The following is a 17827-nucleotide window of genomic DNA, read 5'->3' as shown; positions in this document are numbered from 1 at the left end:
GGGGCGCGGCATAATCTGCCGCGCGCGGCGCATGCGGCCGATCCGGGGCGCGGATGCTACACTTGGCCTGATTTCACCACCCGTCGATTCCCTCATGCTGCTTCTTTACCAGTCCAACCGCTTGGAGCAATTGGGCCAGCTTTTTTGCGGAATGAGCCAGAGCTTGCCGCTGTCCGACCCGTTCGCGCCGGAAACCGTGATCGTACAGAGCCGCGGAATGGGGCGCTGGATCACGCTGGACCTGGCGCGCAGCAACGGCGTGGCCGCTAATCTGGACTTCGTGTTGCCGGCGGCCTTCGCTTGGCGGCTGATGCAGCGGGTGATGCCGGAGCTGCCGCGCAAGTCCTCGTTTGCGCCGGAAGTGCTGAGCTGGAGGCTGATGGAGCTGCTGCCAACCTTGGAGGGCGAGCCTTTTCTCGCGTTGTCGCGTTATCTTGAGGGGGGCGAGGCGGCCTGTTTCGAACTGGCCGGCAAAGTGGCGGACATCTTCGACCAATATCTGGTGTTTCGGCCGGATTGGATCCGCGCCTGGGAAGCCGGCCAGTTGCAGGGCTTGGGCGAGGACGAAGCCTGGCAGGCCGCGCTGTGGCGGCGGCTGGCAGACAGCGACTCCAGCCGCCATCGCGTGCGCATGCTGGATGAATTCTTCGCTGAACTGAAGGCCGAGCACCTGCCGGAACGCGTGACGCTGTTCGGCATCGCCAGCCTGGCGCCCATGTATCTGGCCCTGGTCAAGCGGCTGTCCCAACTCACCGACGTCTGCCTGTTCACCCTCAACCCCTGCGAGGCGTATTGGGGCGACATCGTCGACGCACGCCGCAAGCTCAAGCTGAGGCAAAAGGGCGATTTGTTCGCCACCGAGGGCCATCCCTTATTGGCCTCCTTGGGCAAGCAGGGGCGAGACTTTTTCGAGTTGATCGCCGAAGACAGCGAGTTGGACGCGCGTCCCTTGTTCGAGGTACCGCGCGGCGATGCGCTGCTGGCGCGGCTGCAACGCGACATCCTGCAATTGAACGACCCCAAGGACGCGCCGCGACCGCTGGCGGCGGATGACGATTCGGTGCAGATCCACGCCGCCCACGGGCCGATGCGCGAATTGGAGGTGCTGAAAGACCGCTTGCTGGCGATGTTCCGCGACGACCCGGGGCTCAATCCCGCCGACGTGGCGGTGCTGACACCGGACATCAATAGTTACGCGCCCTATATCGACGCCGTATTCGGCGCCCGTCCGCAGGAGGACGCGGCGCCGGATATCCCTTATAGCATCGCCGACCGCCGCATCGCGCGGGAAGAGCCGTTGCTGGCCAGCTACGCCGCCTTGCTGGATCTGGCGGACTCCCGCTTCGCCGCCGATCAGGTGTTGGCCTTGCTGGATGCGCCGGCGCTGCTGCGCCGCTTTGGTTTGGACGACGCCGACGTGCCCTTTGTGCGTCAATGGGCGCGTGAAGCTGGCATTCGCTGGGGGCGGGACGCCGCGCACAAGGCGGCGCTGGGCTTGCCGGCGGACCCCTTGTTTACCTGGCGCTGGGGTTTGGACCGGCTGTTGCTGGGCGCGGTGTTGCCGCCGGCCTTGGCCGGAGACGACAGCGGTCTGTACGCCGGCCTGCTGCCGCACAGCAGCGCTCAGGGCCAGCTGGCGGAAGCGCTGGGGCGTTTCGCCGCTTGCTACCGCGAACTGGAATGCACGGCGGAGGAGTGGGCGCTCCCGGCCAGCCCGGCGCGGTGGGCTGAGAGGATGCAGCAGGCTTGCGAGCGTTTGTTCGACGCCGACGCTGACGACGAGAAAGCGCTGGAAGTACTGCGTGGCGCGCTGGCGGAATTGGCGGAGGACGCGGAGCTGGCCGGTTTTGAAAAGCAGGTGGGCTTGCCGGTGGTGCGGGATTGGCTCAAGCGCAAGCTCACGCTGGCCTCTCCGCTGGGCTTTCTTTCCGGCGGCGTCACCTTCTGCGCGATGGTGCCGATGCGCTCCATTCCCTTCCGCGTGCTGTGTCTGATCGGCATGAACGACGGCGCTTACCCGCGCGACGAACGCCCGGTCAGCTTTGATCTGGTGGCGCGCCATCCGCGCCGCGGCGACCGCTCGCGCCGCTTCGACGACCGCTATCTGTTTCTGGAGGCCATCCTCTCCGCGCGCGAAAAACTGTATTTGTCCTATGTGGGGCAGTCCGCCCGCAGCGGAGAGACCCTGCCGCCGTCGCCGCTGATCGCCGAGTTGCTGGACTGCTTCTCCGCCATGTGCGGCCAGGATCTCGGCCGGACGTTGACGGTGCGCCATCCGCTGCAGCCATTTTCGCCCGCCGCCTACGACGGCGCGGATCCGCGGCTGGCCAGTTTCGAGCCCACCTTCGCGGCGGCCTTGTCGCAGCCGGAGGCCGCGCCACGCTCCTTCGCCGGCGCTTTGCCGCCGGCTGCGCTCAGCGGCGTGGTCAATCTGCATGACTTCATCCGCTTCTGGCGCAATCCGGTGCGCGCTTGGCTCGCGGACCGGCTTGCCATCCGTCTGTTTGGCGGCGACGAGGAATTGCCGGTGCGCGAGCCCTTTGCCGTGGACGGAGACGCCAGCCAGGCGGTGCGCAGGCAACTGGTGGACGCCATGTTGCACCGCCGTCCGCAAGCGCCGGTGCGAGAGCGCGTCGCCGCCGCCGGCCTCTTGCCCCCGGCCGCGTTGGGCCGGGCCTGGCTGGTGGAGGAGGCGCGTTCCAGCGTCAAGCTGGCGGCGCGGCTGCCGGCCGCTCTGAGCCGGGACGTTCTGCCGCCGCAGCCGGTCCATCTGCACGCGGCCGGTCTCACCCTGGTGGGCGAGCTCACCGGATTGCGTCCCGAAGGTCAGCTGGACTTTGTCGTCGGCAAGATCAACGCCGCCCAGCGCGTGGCCCTGTGGCTGAGCCACCTGATTCTGTGCGCGGCGCGGCCGCCTGGCGTGGCTTGCCGCACCGTCTGCTACGACGACACCGGCAGCCTGCTGCTGGAGGACGAGCCGGAGGCTCTGGCCTTGCTGGAGCCGTGGCTGGCGCGCTGGCGCCAGGGCCAGGATCAGCCCTTGCCTTGGTTCGGCCGCACCAGTTGGGCTTACGCCGAGACCTTGGCGGCGGAGCCGGAGCGGCGCGACAAGGCGATGCAGAAGGCGCTGGAGAAGTGGGATCCAAGCTTTGTTCGCGAAGGCGGCATGGCGCAAAAGGACGAGGCCGCGATCGCATTGGCCTTTCGCAATCAGCAGCCGCTGGACGACCCTCTGTTCGCCCAATTGGCGGAAACACTGCTGCTGCCGCTGGCGGAACGGCTGCAGGGCGGCGGCGAGGATTGAGGCGGCAGACGCCGGTTTATTCCTCCGGATACGGCGCTTCGAAGTGCTGCTGGTACAGGGCCTGGATCGCCCCGTCCCGCCGCATGCTGGTCAAGGCCTGCTGAAAGGCCTCCACCACCGGCCGCGGCACGCTGCTTTTGCTGAAGATGAAATAAGCGCCTCCGGTATTCCAGACTGGAGCGAGCGGCACGACCTCCGGTTCCGTAGCCTGGGCCTGCAGCGCTGCGCGCATGGTGGCGCTATTGGCCAGCAACAGGTCTAGCCGCTTGGCCCGCAGTTTTTGGACATTGATGTCCAGAGTCGGCCCGATATCCACGCTGACCGTGGGCGGCGGCTGTTTCAGCCAAGCGTCTATATTCGTCCCGTAGCTATCGCCGCGGGTGACGCCGAGGATGAGCTTGCCGTGCTTGCCCAGGTCCTCCAGCCGGTGCGTCGGCCATTGCGCGACGCGGCTGCGCAGGCCCCACAAACGCACGGTGGTGGGGCTGTAAGCCCAGACGAAGCGGGCGAAAGACTCGCGCTCCGGCGTTTTCAGCGCTTCCATCGCCAGGTCCACCAATCCGTTTTTCAGGCTCAGCAAGGTCCGCGGCCAGGGCATCTGCTGATAGTTGAGCCGGCAGCCGGTCCGGCGAGCGGCTTCGTTGAGCACGGCGACGGAGTAGCCGTCCAGCTGTTGGCGCGCGGACAGGTAGTGGTATGGGGGCCAACTGTCCCACCCTACGCTCAACTCCCGGCTGCAGACGCTGGGTGTCAGCGGAGGTGCGGCCTGAGCCAGGCCGACGCATAGCGCCGCGGCGCAGATCAATCCGTGGACAGCGGCGCGGAGAGTTCCGGCTTGCAGGCGGCGCATGGCTAGGCTCCAGCGGGAAATGCTTCACTATAGCTGGGCGGTTGGGGATAACTTGACGCTCTCGCTTCAGCCTGTGGATAAGGCTCGCTCATAACACCCCTGACCCTGCGTTGCGCTTCCTGAGGGTGCGACTTGTACTGTGTGGGAGGTTCTCTGCGAGGTGCGGCTCTGGGCGGGGAGGCGGAGGGCGGCGGAAATGCGAAAAGGGTCAGCTTGCGCTGACCCTTTTCATTTTGGTGGCGAATCAGGGACTCGAACCCCGGACCTGCGGATTATGATTCCGTCGCTCTAACCGACTGAGCTAATTCGCCATGAAGACTTGTCGAAAACAATTCTTCGCAAACTGTGGTGGCGAATCAGGGACTCGAACCCCGGACCTGCGGATTATGATTCCGTCGCTCTAACCGACTGAGCTAATTCGCCACGTTTTTCGATGCACGAGTGCACCGAGACGCGAAATATACGCAGCCGAAAGCCGGCTGTCAACAAGATTCTCGCGGCGGCCGTCTCACAGTGTGTAGCAGCGATCGCCGCGCAGAAACCCGCTCCAGTCTATGCTCACGCCCTTGCCGAAGCCTATGGCTTTGAACAGCTCGCCCATTTCCGACGGAGATAGTAGTTTTTGGACCGCTGCGGCATGCGGCAGATAACCGGCGGCGTCTGCCGGGTCCAGTTGCTCCAGTAATTGAGTGATGCCGGCGTTGATCAGGAACTGGGCTTGGGTGGTGTAGCCGATCAGGTCCAGGCCGGCGTCTATGCCGGCTTGGGCCGCCGCGCTGAAATCAACGTGGCAGGTCAGGTCCATCAGGCCGGGAAGGAAGAAGGGATCGTCCACGGTATGGTGGCGGTAATGGCCTATCAGTGTGCCCATATGGCGCTGCGGGTGATAGTACTCGGCGGCGGGGAAACCGTAATCCAGCAGCAGCACGGCGCCGCGCGCCAGCTTCTGCGCCAGGGTGTGGATGAAACCGATATTGGCCGGGCTGATTTCCGACAGATAGTCGTTGTGACGCGGCTCGATGGCCTGGGCCAGTTGCAGTAGTTGCGGGTCCTCGATGGCGCGGTCCGCCCAGATGAAGCGTTCGCCGTCCAGCGCCACGCCGCGCTGTTGTGGTTCGGGGGTCCAGTGGATCAGCTCGCAGGGCATGGCGTCCAGCACTTCGTTGCCGATGATCACGCCGTCCAACTGCTCCGGCAACTGGTCCAGCCACTGCACGCGCTCGGCCAGATGGGGCAGAGCTTGGCGGATATTATGTTGCTGGCGCTCGATCAGGTCCGGGGACAGGTCGACGATGCAATAGCGTTCCGGCAGCGCGTCCAGCGCTTGCAGTTCGCTGAGGATGTCGATGGCGAGTTTGCCGGTGCCGGCGCCGAATTCGTAGAGAATGTTGGCGGTTTGCGGCAGCAGCTCCGCTAGCTGGCGCGCCAGCGCGCGGCCGAACAAGGCGCTCATTTCCGGCGCGGTGGTGAAGTCGCCGGCCGCGCCCAGTTTACGGCTGCCGGCGGCGTAGTAGCCAAGGCCGGGCGCGTACAGCGCCAGTTCCATGTAGCGGGAGAACGGCATCCAGCCGCCGCGCTGGCGGATTTCCGCCTGGATGGCGTGGACGAGGCGTTGGCTGATGGCCAGCGCGTCGGCGCTGGCTGCGGGTAAGGTGGTCATGGCGGGCATCCTGCTACAATGTGCCGCGATTGTGGTGGAAACTGGCGGACAGGAGAAGAGGGTGACGCTATTTTACCGTTGGATGGCCGGCTGCGCCGGCGGCCTGATGCTGGGACCGGCGCTGGCGGCGCCGCAGTGGACGGTGAGCAAGCCGTATCCCGACAACCCCTTGCAGGTGGCCAGCCTGGACGGCGAGGCGACGGTGGGGCGCAGTCGTTTTCCAGTGATGCTGGAGCTGGCCTGCCGAGCCGACAGCCCGCCGCTGCGGATGTCGCTGCATGTGTCCGACCAACTGGGCGGTTGGGACGTGCGCCCGTTCGAGGGGCCGGGCGGCCTGGGCGAGCGCCGCAAGCTCAAGCTGGACATGGCGGGTTTGCGCCGCGGCACGGACAGCCACTTCGCGGGTTGGTACGAGGCGGACGGGCGCTTTGTCTTCGAGTGGCCGTCGCAGGGTGAATTCTTCGCCTGGCAGTCCGCCACGCACAAGGAGTTGTTGGTGACGATAGACGGAGCTAGCCGCAAGCACGGCAAGTTGGAGGCGCGCTTCACGCTGCCGCCGTCCAGCGAGGCGGCTCTGGCGGTGGCCCTGCCTTGCATGGGCAAGAAGTAGGCGTTGCGGCCGGCGTCATCGCGGCGCAACGCGTGTATGGGAGCCTGCGGCTGCAGGCGGAGATTCAGAGGAGCGGGAATGGCGGGTCAGGGGACGACAGGGGAACAGAGAGTGGCGCTGATCAGCGGCGCGGCGCGGCGCGTGGGCGCGGGCATCGCCCGCCATTTGCATGCGCGCGGCCTGCGGGTGGTGTTGCACTATCGCGGTTCGCGCGGCGAGGCGGAGGCCTTGGCGGCGGAGTTGAACGCGGCGCGGCCGGACTCCGCGCGGCTGCTGCAGGGGGATTTGCTGGACACGGCGGCCTTGCCGGCGCTGGCGGCGCGGGCGGTGGCGGCATTTGGGCGGCTGGACGGTCTGGTCAACAATGCATCCAGTTTCTTCCCCACTGAGGTGGGCCGGATCGACGAGGCGGCCTGGCATGATCTGATGGGCAGCAATTTGAAGGCGCCATTATTCCTGTCCCAGGCGCTGGCTCCCGAGCTGGCCAAGCGTCGCGGGGCCATCGTCGGCATCGCCGATATCCATGTGGAGCGGCCAATGGCTCGGCATGTGGTCTACAACCTGGCCAAGGCTGGTCATGCCCAGCTGATTCGCAGCCTGGCGATAGAGCTGGCGCCGTCGGTGCGGGTCAACGGCGTCTCGCCCGGGGTGAATCTGTGGCCGGAGGATGACGCGTCTTTCGATGCGGCGGAGCGCGCGGCGATAGAGGCCAGTATTCCCTTGCGCCGCACCGGGGTGCCGGAAGACATCGCTCAGGCGGTGGCCTTCTTGTTGTTGGACGCCGGCTACGTCACTGGCCAGATTCTGGCGGTGGACGGCGGCCGCAGCGTGGTGTTGTAGGCGCGGGAGGGATCGGCCGCGCCCGCGCCATATTCGTCGTCATGGATTTCGCCGCGGAAAAACAGTAAAATCGCCTGTTTTTCAATTTCTTAGCCGTACTCCATGTCCGAAGCAAGTAGCGTCCTCGACGACAAGGCCAAAAAGGCCGTGTTTGAAGGCAATAAACTGGCCAAGCGCCTGCGCCACCATGTGGGTGACGCCATCAATGACTTCAATATGATAGAAGAGGGCGACCGCGTGATGGTCTGCCTGTCCGGGGGCAAGGACAGCTATACCTTGCTGGACATTCTGCGCGGCTTGCAGAAGTCCGCGCCTATCGATTTCTCCATCGTGGCGGTCAATCTGGACCAGAAACAGCCGGGCTTCCCCGAGCATGTGCTGCCGGAATATCTGGACTCCATCGGCGTGGAGTACCGCATCGTCGAAGAAGATACCTATTCCATCGTCAAGCGGCTGGTGCCCGAAGGCAAGACCACTTGCAGCCTGTGTTCGCGGCTGCGCCGCGGCATTCTCTACCGCGTGGCCGACGAATTGGGCGCGACCAAGATCGCGCTGGGTCATCACCGCGACGACATCCTGCACACTCTGTTCCTGAATATGTTCTACGGCGGCAAGCTGAAATCCATGCCGCCCAAACTGGTGTCCGACGATGGTCGCCACATGGTGATCCGCCCGCTGGCTTATTGCCGCGAGAAGGATATTGAACGCTACGCCGCGCTGCGCGAATTCCCCATCATTCCATGCAATCTGTGCGGCTCGCAGCCCAATCTGCAGCGCCAAGTGGTCAAGGAAATGGTCAACGACTGGGACCGTCGCTTCCCCGGCCGGCTGGAGAGCATGTTCCGCTCGCTGCAAAATGTGGTGCCGTCCCACTTGGCCGACACCGCGTTGTTCGACTTTGCCGGCCTGAAGACCGGCGACGCGCCGTTCGAAGGCGGCGACACTGCTTTCGACAAGGAAGAATTCCGCGATCCGCCGCCGCCTAGGGACGACGAGGCCGAAGCAGCCCCGAAGAAGCGCACCATCAGCATTCTGGATTCGCGTAATCCAGCGGGCGAGGGCTCCGGCTGTGGCGCGTAGGGCCTTGCATCCGTTCCGCCGCCGCGTGCGCGCCGCTGTGGATGAAATGCCGGAGGTGGAGATATCGGAGGCCGGCAATATCCGCTCGCTGCATCTGGGTTCGGAAACCATACAGAGTTCTATGGATCTGGATGACCCCGCCGAACTGGTGTTGTCGTATAGCCGGGCGATGATGGGTTTCCTGTTGTGGAACGACGAACCGCAGCACATTTTGCAGATTGGGCTGGGCGGTGGTTCGCTGGCGCGCTTCATCGATGAATATCTGCCGGACACGGTCAGCGTGGCGGTGGATATCAACCCTCAGGTGATCGCGGTGGCGCGGGCTTTTTTCCAGCTGCCGGAGGAAGGCGACTTTTTCGAGATCATCGAGGCCGACGGCGCGGACTACGTGAAAATTTTCCGCGGTTCCACCGATGCCATCCTGGTGGATGGTTTCGATGGCTTGCAGATTGTTGACGAGTTGACCACCGAGGACTTCTTTGAGGACTGCAAGCGCGCCTTGAGTCCCAAGGGAGTGTTCGTCACCAATTGGTGGAGCGGCGACAAGCGCTATCAAAGCTTCGTTGAACGTTTGCTCAATGTGTTCGAGGGCAGGGTGCTGGAGTTGCCTTCCGCCAGTCATGGCAATGTGGCGGTCATGGCTTTCCGTCAGAGCCCGACGCTGACTCAATGGGAGGCCTTGAAGGAGCGGGCCGACCGGATGGAGTGCCGTTTCGGTTTGGAGTTCGGAGAGTTCGTCAATCGCTTGAAGTTGACTAATCAGCACACAGCGGGCCATCTGCTGATTTGAACGATGTCGCCCGGCGTACATTTGCTTACTCAATGGCTGTGGGTAAGCGGCGTATAATGCCGGCATACATGCCGTCAGCGGGCGGTTAACTGCGGCCAAGGGTGTTTGCGGGACGGTTTGCACCCTCGCCTCAGCTGCGAAGAGAATCCGCTTGAGCGGTTTCTGAGGCAGATCAGTACAGACAGAAACGGAAGGCGGCAAGCTGGCTTGCCGTTGAATGAACTTTATGGCGGTGGATCGGACAGTTTAGGGCAGGCGCGGCGCGGGCGGTTTCGCTTCCGCGCCGCTTGCCGTGAATGTCGTCGGATCCGCCGCTATCGTATTTACATACTGTTGGGACTTACACCGTGATCAAGCAGCAACTGCTCAATCGGATTGCAGATAAATCCGCCGTCATCGGCATTGTGGGCCTGGGCTATGTGGGCCTGCCGCTGATGCTGCGCTTCGCCGAAGTCGGCTACAAAGTGCTGGGCTTCGATATCGACCAGGGCAAGGTGGACGCCCTGATGGCGGGCCAAAGCTATATTGAACACATCGGCGCGGACAGCATCGCCACCGCGCTGAGCCGCGGCTTCGAAGCCACCACCGACTTCTCCCGCGCGGGCGAAGCCGACACGCTGATTTTGTGCGTGCCGACGCCGTTGAACAAATACCGCGAGCCGGATCTGTCCTTCGTGCTGAACACCATAGACAGCCTGGTGCCCTATCTGCGCGAAGGCCACCTGGTGTCGCTGGAGTCCACCACTTATCCGGGCACCACCGACGAAGAACTGTTGCCGCGCATGGAATCGCGCGGTTTGAAGGTGGGCGAAAACGCCTTTCTGGTGTTCTCGCCGGAGCGCGAAGATCCGGGCAATCCGGACTTCACCACCCGCACTATTCCCAAGGTCTGCGGCGGCGTGACCCCCGCCTGCCAGGAAATCGGCGTGGCGCTGTATGGCGCGGTGATCGACAAGGTGGTGCCGGTGTCCTCCACCCGCGCCGCGGAAATGACCAAGCTGCTGGAAAATATCCACCGCGCAGTGAACATCGGTCTGGTCAACGAGATGAAGATCGTGGCCGACAAGATGGGCATCGACATCCACGAAGTAATCCGCGCCGCGGCCACCAAGCCTTTCGGCTTCGTGCCCTACTATCCGGGTCCGGGCCTGGGAGGCCATTGCATCCCGATCGACCCGTTCTATCTGACCTGGAAAGCGCGCGAATATGGCGTGAATACCCGTTTCATCGAGCTGGCCGGCGAAGTGAACAGCAATATGCCCGACTACGTGGTGTCCAAAGTGGCGGCAGCGCTGAACCTGCGCAAGAAGTCCATCAACGGCAGCCGCGTGCTGGTGCTGGGCATCGCCTATAAGAAGAACGTCGACGATATGCGCGAAAGCCCGTCGGTGTTCCTGATGGAGAAGCTGCGCGATCTGGGCGCGGAAGTGGCTTACAGCGATCCGCACGTGCCGGTCTTCCCCAAGATGCGCGAGCATCATTTCGAACTGTCCAGCGTGGCGCTGAGCGATGCGGCCATCGCCAGCTACGATTGCGTGCTGCTGGCCACCGACCACGACAAGTTCGACTACGCGCAGATCAAGGCACATGCGCAACTGGTGGTGGACAGCCGCGGCAAGTATCTGGAACCGGCTGACAATATCGTCAAGGCCTGATCCATGTGGCGGCGCTATCCGCGTTTGGGGGCGGTCCTGGCCTGGCTGGGGCTGTGCGCGCTGTTGGCAGGCGTCGTCGCGCTGCCGTTGCTGCGCTATTCCAAGAACTGGTTGCCCGTGGAGGCGCCGCTTGCCAAGGCTGACTGGATCGTGGTGCTGGGCGGCGAGAGCGGCCAGCGCGTGATCGGCGCCGCCGAACTGTATCATCGCGGCGTGGCGCCGCGGGTCTTCGTCAGTGGCGAAGGCGATTGCAAGCTGATCGTCAATCGGCTAGTGATGGCCGGCGTGCCGGCACCGCGCATCGCTTATGAGTGCGTGTCGCGTAACACCTTCCAGAATGCCGAGCAGACTAGGGTTTCGCTGCAGGCGTTCCAGCCGAAGCGGGCGCTGTTGGTGACCTCTTGGTACCATTCCGCGCGCGCTTTGACCACTTTCCGCCAGGTGTGGCCGGAAGTGAGCTGGGGCATGCATTTCGTCTACCCCGGCAATGATCTGTACCATACGCTGGCAGTCAACGAAGCCGGCGCGGTGCTGTCCGAATATGTGAAGACACTGGTGTATTCAGTGCGTTACTGGACTTTCAAATGATAGTTACCCCTCCGATTACCGATCGCAAGATCCGCTTTGCGCTGGTGGGCTGCGGCCGCATTGCCCAGAACCACTTCGGCGCGCTGGAAAAGCACGCCGACCGCGCCGAACTGGTGGATGTCTGCGATATCGACCCGGCCGCTTTGAAGGCGGCGGTGGAGCGCACCGGCGCGCGCGGCCACGCCAGCCTGGCCGACATGCTGGGCAAGACCGACGCGGACATCGTTATCCTGACCACGCCCTCCGGCTTGCATCCGAGCCAGAGCATCGCCTGCTCTGAGGCCGGTTTCCACGTGATGACGGAAAAGCCGATGGCGACCCGATGGGAAGACGGCCTGGAAATGGTCAAGGCCGCCGACCGCGCCAACAAGCATCTGTTCGTAGTCAAGCAAAACCGTCGCAACGCCACCTTGCAGCTATTGAAGCGTGCGATGCAGGAGAAGCGCTTCGGCCGTATCTACATGGTCAACGTCAATGTGTTCTGGACCCGTCCGCAGGAGTACTACGACGCGGCCGGCTGGCGCGGCACTTGGGAGTTCGACGGCGGCGCCTTCATGAACCAGGCCAGTCATTACGTGGATCTGCTGGACTGGCTGATCGGCCCGGTGGAAAGCGTGCAGGCTTACACCGCGACGCTGGCGCGCAATATCGAGGTGGAAGACACCGGGACCGTCAGCGTCAAATGGCGCAGCGGCGCGCTGGGCAGCATGAACGTGACCATGCTGACCTACCCGAAGAACCTGGAAGGCAGCATCACCATTCTGGGCGAGAAGGGCTCGGTGCGCGTCGGCGGCATGGCGGTCAATGAAATCCAGCATTGGGAGTTTGCCGAGCCGCATGAGATGGACGAAGACATCAAGCAGGCAAGCTACGCCACCACCAGCGTTTACGGTTTCGGCCACCCCTTGTACTACGACAATGTGATCAAGACCATGCGCGGCGAAGCCGAGCCGGAGACGGACGGCCGCGAAGGCTTGAAGTCGCTTGAGCTGCTTATCGCGATGTACCTGTCCGCGCGCGACGGCCGCCGTGTCAGCCTGCCTTTGGATTATTGATGGCGGTTTTCGGCCGGCCCTTGCCTGGGCGGCCTTGTTACATTGAAATTGGTTAGCGATGGCGGAAGAAAAGAAAGATCCCTGGCTTAATTACCTGGCATTGTGCACCGTGATTCTGGCGGTGTGCGCTACGCTGTCTACCTTCAAAGGCGGCGGCTATTCCACCCGCAGCGTGATCGCGCAGGCTCAGGCTTCCGATCAATGGGCCTATTATCAGGCCAAGGGAATCAAGGGCAATCAATACGAGATTGAGCGTGATCGCCTGCAACTGGAGCTGGACACGCTGCCTGCCGCCGACGCCGCCAAGCGAGAGCGCTATCAGGCCGCGGTGGCAGAGGCCGACAAGCGAGCCCGGCGCTACGCTGCAGAGCGTAAGCAGATCGAGCAGAGCGCCCGCCGGCTGGAAGAGGAACGCGACCAGGCGCAGCGCCAGGGCAAACCGTTTGGCATGGCGGTGATCTTCTTGCAGGTGGCTATTCTGGTTTCATCAATAGCGGGCTTGTTCAAGCGCAAGCAGATCTGGTACGCCGGCTTGCCCATCGGCGCTCTCGGCCTCGTGTATTTCGCCGATGGCTTTTTTCTGTTTTTCTGAACAAGGTTCCCGACATGGAATACACCGTACACCCCAGCGCCATTGTTGACGACGGCGCCCAAATCGGCGCGGGCACTCGCGTCTGGCACTGGGTCCATATTTGCGGCGGCGCTCAGATCGGCGCGGGCTGTTCCTTCGGCCAGAACGTGTTCGTGGGCAATGACGTGCTGATCGGCGACAACGTCAAAGTGCAGAACAATGTGTCCATCTACGATGCGGTGACGCTGGAGGACGATGTGTTTTGCGGCCCGTCCATGGTGTTCACCAATGTCAACAATCCGCGCAGCCATGTCGCGCGCAAGAATGAGTACCGCCGCACCCTGGTGAAACGAGGCGCGTCCATCGGCGCCAACGCCACTGTAGTGTGCGGCCACACCATAGGCGAGTACGCCTTCGTCGGCGCCGGCGCGGTGGTGACCCGCGACGTGCCGGCTTACGCGCTGATGGTGGGCACGCCGGCCAAACGCATCGGCTGGATGTGTTCCTGCGGCGAGAGGCTGGCCAACGACATCGGCACCCATAGCTGCCCGGCCTGCGGCAAGCATTACGAGGTGGGCGGCAATCACTGCTCGCCGCTCAAGAACGACTGATAAGCATTCCTGATGAGGCCTTGCGCTGGCTTGTCGTACAGGGGTACTGACTGCGCTGGCGCGCCTTGCCTCAGGGCGCTGCTCAGTTGTTCTGCGTGTCGCTATTGATGCGATATCTTTCAAAAAATTGATTTGGGGTTGATCCCGTTATGTCCATCCAGTTCATTGATCTGAAAGCGCAGTACCAGCACCTGAAAGCCGACATCGACGCCCGCATCCACGCGGTGCTGGACCACGGCCAGTACATCATGGGGCCGGAAGTGAAGGAGGTGGAGCAGAGGCTGGCTGAGTATACCGGCGCCAAGCACGCCATCGGCGTTTGCGACGGCACCAAGGCGCTGCTGATCGCGATGATGGCTTTGGACATTGGTCCCGGCGACGAAGTGATCACCACCCCGTTCACCTTCATCGCCACCGGCGAGATGATCGCGTTGCTGGGCGCCAAGCCGGTGTTCGTCGACATTGATCCTGTCAGCTACAACTTGGATCCGGCGCGCTTGGAAGCGGCGATCACGCCCCGCACCCGCGCCATCATGCCGGTGAGTCTGTATGGCCAGTGCGCTGATTTCGACGCCATCAACGCCATCGCCGCCAAACACGGCATCGCGGTGATCGAGGACGGCGCGCAGAGCTTTGGCGCGGGCCAGCGCGGCAAGAAGTCCGGCAACCTGTCCACCATAGGCTGCACCAGCTTCTTCCCCAGCAAGCCCCTGGGCTGCTACGGCGACGGCGGAGCCTGCTTCACCAGCGACGACGCTCTGGCCAAGAAAATGCGCGAGATCCGCGTGCACGGCCAGGACCGCCGCTATCACCATCCCATCATCGGCCTGAACGGCCGCTTGGACACCATACAGGCGGCGGTGCTGCTGGCCAAGCTGCCCAGCTTCGCGGACGAAGTGGCGGCACGCGAACGTATTGGCGCGCGCTACAGCTTGCTGCTGCGCGACGTGGCGCGGGTGCCGGTGATCGCCGAAGGCAACAGCCATGTTTACGCGCAGTACACCATTGAGGTGGATGATCGCGAAGCGGTGCAGGCCAAGTTGAAGGAGCTGGGCGTGCCCACCGCCGTGCATTACCCGATTCCGCTGCATCTGCAGCCGGCTTTCGCTCACCTGAACCTGCCGGAAGGCAGCTTCCCGCTGTCGGAGGCCGCCGGCCGCCGGGTGATGAGTCTGCCGATGCATCCCTTCCTGGACGAGGCGACGCAAGACGCCATCGTCGCCGCGGTCAAACAGGCGCTGGCCTGAGCGCATGAGCTTGTTGCTGTCCCGCCTGCCCAAGAGCGGCTTCATCCGTCACATCATCACCCTGGTCACCGGGGCGGCGGTGGCGCAGGTGATTCCGTTGCTGGTGTCGCCGCTGATCACCCGTTTGTATAACCCGCACGAGGTGGGGGTGCAGGCGGTCTACGTCTCATGGCTGTCCACGCTGGCGGTGCTGGCCACCGCGCGTTACGAGATGGCCATCGTGCTGCCGGCGGAGGAGAGGCGGGCCAGCAATCTGATGGGCTTGTCCATCGTCTGCGCATTGGCTCTGTCTTTGCTGGTGGGCGTGGTGGTGGCCTTTGACGGCAACGTCCATATCGCCCGCCATCTGGGCGCGCCGGAACTGGAACCCTGGTTGCTGCTGTTGCCGTTGTCCGTGGCGCTGGCGGGCTTGATGCAAGCCTGGACCAACTGGAACAACCGTCATCGACGCTACCAGGCCAACGCGAACGGCCGCATGTTGCAGTCCTTGAGCATGGCGGCCACTCAAGTGGGGCTGGGCTGGATAGGAGCCGGCGCCGCCGGCCTGATTCTGGGCCAATTGGCCGGCCAGCTAGGCTCCCTGCTGGCGCAAACCTGGCAAGACATCAAGGCTCGTTTCGCTTGGCGTCATGAGCTCAGCCGCGTCGACATGCGCGAGGTGGCGCGCGCTTATATCGAGTTTCCCAAGATCAACGCGCCGCACGCCTTGAGCACTGCCTTGCTGGATTCAGCGACCTTGGTGGCGCTGACCATGCTGGCGGGCACCGCCTCCGTGGGCTTCTACGGCCTGATGATGCGTGTGTTGAAGCTGCCGGCGGCGCTGATCGGCCAGGCGGTGGCGCAAGTGGCCTATCGCGAGCTGGCCGACGCCCGCAATCAGCGCCAGCCGCTGCGGCCCATTTTGCGCAAGATGATGCTGACGCTGGGCGGCATGGCCTTGCTGCCCTTTCTGGTGATACAACTGGCCGGGGAACCCTTGTTCTCGCTGGTGTTCGGACAGAACTGGGCTACCGCCGGACGTTATGCGGAGGCGATGTCGCTCTATATCCTGTTCCACTTCGTCGCCTCGCCGTTGGGCATGGTGCCGCCGGTGATCAATCGCCAGCGCCAGGCTTTTCTGTGGTCCTTGCTGCAGGCTGTGTTGTTTCTGGGCACGATGTGGGCCGGTTTCATGCTGTGGAACGACGCGGTGGCCACCTTCCAACTGGTGTCGGTGGTGATGGCCGCGTACTTCCTGGCTTATTTTTCATGGCTTTACAAGGCAGCCCGATGAATTGGCACGCTCTATTCCGCCGCATCCGTTTCCGCCTGTCGGCATGGGTGCAGCCCAGAATGGTGTATGGATTCACCCGCGGCGACGGGGTGTTCCTCAAACGCACCCGGGTGTCCAACATGACCCGCATCGAACATGTCGGCAAGCTGATGGTGGACGACAACGTCTACATCGGCCATTTCAATCTGATCGACGCCTCCGGCGGCCTGTATATCGGCGAAGGTTGTCAGATCACCAACTATGTTTCGCTGCTGACCCACTCCAGCCATGTGGCCATTCGCCTGTATGGCGACCGCTACCTGGAGAGCAACAATCATTTGGGCTATCTGAAAAAGCCCACCAAGCTGGGCCCGTACAGTTTCGTCGGCCCGCACTCCGTGCTGATGCCGGGCGTGGAGCTGGGCAAGGGCAGCATGGTGTCGGCTTACAGTTATGTGCCGGCCGGCGTTTATCCCGATTTCGCCATCCTGGCCGGCAACCCGGCGCGGGTAGTGGGCGATACCCGCGAGATGGACGCCAAGTGGCTGGACGAGCATCCGGAATTGCTGCCCTTGTACGAGGCCTGGGCGCATGACTGAGCCTGTGAGAAGCAAGATCGCCAGCGTTGCGGTGGTGGGGTCCGCCTCGGTGCATACCTGGCGTTTCTTGCGCGGCATCGCGCCGCATGTGGATCAATTATTCCTGGCCTGCAATGGCGAGATTCCGGCGGACGTGGCCGCCTTGCTGGCCGGCAGCCTGAAAGTGGATTTCCGTCTGGCGGCGCTGGGCACGGCGGGGCGTTTGCGCGCTTGGCTGCGCGAGACGCGGCCGCGGCTGCTGCATATCCACCAGGCCAATAGCGTGGCTTGGCACGGCAGCCGCGCGGCCGCCAGCCTGGGCTTGCCCATGGTGTTGACCGCCTGGGGTTCCGATGTGCTGTTGCTGCCGGACAGCAACCCGCTGATGCGGGCGATGGTGCGCGCCAATCTGGCCGCCGCCGACGCGATGACCTCGGATTCGCTGCACATGGCGGCGAAGATCCGCGAGCTGGCCGGCGAGGACTGCCGCATCCGCCTGCTCAATTACGGCATGGACGCCATGCCGGCGCCGGCGGCCAGCGCGGGCAAGGGCAAGACAGTGCTGTCCTGCCGGCTGCACAAGCCCTTGTACCGCATCGACGCCATTCTGCGCGCCTGGGAGCGGGTGGAACGCGGCGATCGCTTTGGCGATTGGCGCTTGACCGTGGCCGCCAGCGGCAGCGAAACCGAAGCGCTGTGGCGCCTGGCCGCCGAGCTGGGGCTGCAACGTGTCGACTTCGCGGGCTTCGTCGACAGCGCGACGCTGGGGCGGATGTACGCGGAGTCCAGAGTCTTTGTCAGCGTGCCGCGCTCGGACGCCACCAGCATCAGCCTGCTGGAAGCGATGGGCCACGGCTGCTTGCCCTTGCTGTCCAATCTGCCGGCCAACGGCGAATGGGTGATAGACGGACTCAACGGCGTGATCGCCGAGGACGTGGGGCGTTTGGACGAGGCCTTGCTGCGCGCGATGGAATGGGCCGGCGAGGACGCGAAGCTGGACGAGGCCGCCGCGCTCAACCGCCGGCTGGTGGCCGACAAGGGGCTGCATCAGCCGAATATGGCCGGCTTTGCTCGGCTGTACCGGGAACTGCTGGGTTCCGACAACTAGGATTTTGCCGCGGGCCCGAGATCGTTGC

The 17827-nt window shown here is 63.8% G+C and carries 16 protein-coding genes and 2 tRNA genes; 14 read left to right on the top strand and 4 right to left on the bottom strand.

Features of this window, described 5'->3' with window-relative positions:
* Positions 1-94 precede the first annotated feature (94 nt).
* A complete protein-coding gene (recC, locus tag BR71_RS09490) occupies positions 95-3304 on the top strand; it encodes an exodeoxyribonuclease V subunit gamma (protein WP_043636199.1) in 3210 nt (1069 codons plus the stop codon).
* Between the two features lie 16 nt (positions 3305-3320).
* On the opposite strand, the gene BR71_RS22880 is transcribed toward recC, so the two are convergent.
* The 4 genes from BR71_RS22880 to BR71_RS09470 form a co-directional block, all read right to left on the bottom strand.
* Complete coding sequence (locus BR71_RS22880; protein ID WP_052370456.1) at positions 3321-4154, bottom strand: substrate-binding periplasmic protein; 834 nt, start codon at positions 4152-4154, stop codon at positions 3321-3323.
* Positions 4155-4388: 234 nt separating this feature from the next.
* Positions 4389-4465 (bottom strand) — tRNA-Met (locus BR71_RS09480).
* Between the two features lie 35 nt (positions 4466-4500).
* A tRNA-Met gene (locus BR71_RS09475) sits at positions 4501-4577 on the bottom strand.
* Between the two features lie 85 nt (positions 4578-4662).
* Positions 4663-5814 carry a class I SAM-dependent methyltransferase gene (locus BR71_RS09470; RefSeq protein WP_043636196.1) on the bottom strand — a complete coding sequence of 384 codons (1152 nt, stop codon included), beginning with the start codon at positions 5812-5814 and terminating at the stop codon, positions 4663-4665.
* A gap of 61 nt (positions 5815-5875) precedes the next feature.
* On the opposite strand from BR71_RS09470, the gene BR71_RS22875 reads away from it, so the two are divergent.
* The 13 genes from BR71_RS22875 to BR71_RS09405 all read left to right on the top strand — a co-directional run bounded on the left by BR71_RS22875 (position 5876) and on the right by BR71_RS09405 (position 17799).
* Positions 5876-6424 (top strand): hypothetical protein, encoded by a 549-nt coding sequence (locus tag BR71_RS22875; RefSeq protein ID WP_156038920.1) that lies wholly within the window; start codon positions 5876-5878, stop codon positions 6422-6424.
* Between the two features lie 78 nt (positions 6425-6502).
* Positions 6503-7264 (top strand): pteridine reductase, encoded by a 762-nt coding sequence (locus tag BR71_RS09460; protein WP_043636192.1) that lies wholly within the window; start codon positions 6503-6505, stop codon positions 7262-7264.
* 102 nt (positions 7265-7366) lie between these two features.
* A complete protein-coding gene (ttcA, locus tag BR71_RS09455; RefSeq protein ID WP_019102701.1) occupies positions 7367-8344 on the top strand; it encodes a tRNA 2-thiocytidine(32) synthetase TtcA in 978 nt (325 codons plus the stop codon).
* Entirely contained in the window at positions 8334-9134 is an 801-nt protein-coding gene (locus BR71_RS09450) for a polyamine aminopropyltransferase (protein WP_039755638.1), read from the top strand. The genes ttcA and BR71_RS09450 overlap by 11 nt, the downstream gene beginning before the upstream one ends.
* 350 nt (positions 9135-9484) lie before the next feature.
* A complete protein-coding gene (locus BR71_RS09445) occupies positions 9485-10789 on the top strand; it encodes a nucleotide sugar dehydrogenase (RefSeq protein WP_043636371.1) in 1305 nt (434 codons plus the stop codon).
* Positions 10790-10792: 3 nt separating this feature from the next.
* Complete coding sequence (locus BR71_RS09440; RefSeq protein ID WP_043636189.1) at positions 10793-11377, top strand: YdcF family protein; 585 nt, start codon at positions 10793-10795, stop codon at positions 11375-11377.
* Positions 11374-12432, top strand: a complete 1059-nt coding sequence (locus tag BR71_RS09435) for a Gfo/Idh/MocA family protein (RefSeq protein ID WP_043636186.1) — start codon at positions 11374-11376, stop codon at positions 12430-12432. The genes BR71_RS09440 and BR71_RS09435 overlap by 4 nt, the downstream gene beginning before the upstream one ends.
* Before the next feature lie 58 nt (positions 12433-12490).
* Positions 12491-13024 carry a DUF4337 domain-containing protein gene (locus BR71_RS09430; RefSeq protein ID WP_043636175.1) on the top strand — a complete coding sequence of 178 codons (534 nt, stop codon included), beginning with the start codon at positions 12491-12493 and terminating at the stop codon, positions 13022-13024.
* 14 nt (positions 13025-13038) lie between these two features.
* Entirely contained in the window at positions 13039-13614 is a 576-nt protein-coding gene (locus tag BR71_RS09425; RefSeq protein WP_043636172.1) for an acyltransferase, read from the top strand.
* Between the two features lie 149 nt (positions 13615-13763).
* Entirely contained in the window at positions 13764-14861 is a 1098-nt protein-coding gene (locus tag BR71_RS09420) for a DegT/DnrJ/EryC1/StrS family aminotransferase (protein WP_043636169.1), read from the top strand.
* A gap of 4 nt (positions 14862-14865) precedes the next feature.
* The gene (locus BR71_RS09415; RefSeq protein ID WP_043636166.1) at positions 14866-16134 is read left to right on the top strand and encodes a lipopolysaccharide biosynthesis protein; all 1269 of its coding nucleotides are present in this window, start codon (positions 14866-14868) and stop codon (positions 16132-16134) included.
* Entirely contained in the window at positions 16131-16712 is a 582-nt protein-coding gene (locus BR71_RS09410; RefSeq protein WP_043636162.1) for an acyltransferase, read from the top strand. The genes BR71_RS09415 and BR71_RS09410 overlap by 4 nt, the downstream gene beginning before the upstream one ends.
* Positions 16705-17799, top strand: a complete 1095-nt coding sequence (locus tag BR71_RS09405) for a glycosyltransferase family 4 protein (RefSeq protein ID WP_043636159.1) — start codon at positions 16705-16707, stop codon at positions 17797-17799. The genes BR71_RS09410 and BR71_RS09405 overlap by 8 nt, the downstream gene beginning before the upstream one ends.
* The last annotated feature ends 28 nt before the right edge of the window (positions 17800-17827 follow it).

Source organism: Chromobacterium haemolyticum DSM 19808 (assembly GCF_000711885.1).
GTDB classification, from domain to species: Bacteria; Pseudomonadota; Gammaproteobacteria; order Burkholderiales; family Chromobacteriaceae; genus Chromobacterium; species Chromobacterium haemolyticum.
Note: the sequence above shows the minus strand (reverse complement) of the source record. Positions and strands in the feature narration are given on the sequence as shown.

Excerpts from the sequence above, each read along its gene's own strand:
- recC (WP_043636199.1), top strand. The coding sequence starts at position 95 with ATGCTGCTTCTTTACCAGTCCAACCGCTTGGAGCAATTGGGCCAGCTT.
- BR71_RS22880 (WP_052370456.1), bottom strand. The coding sequence starts at position 4,154 with ATGCGCCGCCTGCAAGCCGGAACTCTCCGCGCCGCTGTCCACGGATTG.
- BR71_RS09470 (WP_043636196.1), bottom strand. The coding sequence starts at position 5,814 with ATGACCACCTTACCCGCAGCCAGCGCCGACGCGCTGGCCATCAGCCAA.
- BR71_RS09460 (WP_043636192.1), top strand. The coding sequence starts at position 6,503 with ATGGCGGGTCAGGGGACGACAGGGGAACAGAGAGTGGCGCTGATCAGC.
- ttcA (WP_019102701.1), top strand. The coding sequence starts at position 7,367 with ATGTCCGAAGCAAGTAGCGTCCTCGACGACAAGGCCAAAAAGGCCGTG.
- BR71_RS09440 (WP_043636189.1), top strand. The coding sequence starts at position 10,793 with ATGTGGCGGCGCTATCCGCGTTTGGGGGCGGTCCTGGCCTGGCTGGGG.
- BR71_RS09435 (WP_043636186.1), top strand. The coding sequence starts at position 11,374 with ATGATAGTTACCCCTCCGATTACCGATCGCAAGATCCGCTTTGCGCTG.
- BR71_RS09430 (WP_043636175.1), top strand. The coding sequence starts at position 12,491 with ATGGCGGAAGAAAAGAAAGATCCCTGGCTTAATTACCTGGCATTGTGC.
- BR71_RS09425 (WP_043636172.1), top strand. The coding sequence starts at position 13,039 with ATGGAATACACCGTACACCCCAGCGCCATTGTTGACGACGGCGCCCAA.
- BR71_RS09420 (WP_043636169.1), top strand. The coding sequence starts at position 13,764 with ATGTCCATCCAGTTCATTGATCTGAAAGCGCAGTACCAGCACCTGAAA.
- BR71_RS09415 (WP_043636166.1), top strand. The coding sequence starts at position 14,866 with ATGAGCTTGTTGCTGTCCCGCCTGCCCAAGAGCGGCTTCATCCGTCAC.
- BR71_RS09410 (WP_043636162.1), top strand. The coding sequence starts at position 16,131 with ATGAATTGGCACGCTCTATTCCGCCGCATCCGTTTCCGCCTGTCGGCA.
- BR71_RS09405 (WP_043636159.1), top strand. The coding sequence starts at position 16,705 with ATGACTGAGCCTGTGAGAAGCAAGATCGCCAGCGTTGCGGTGGTGGGG.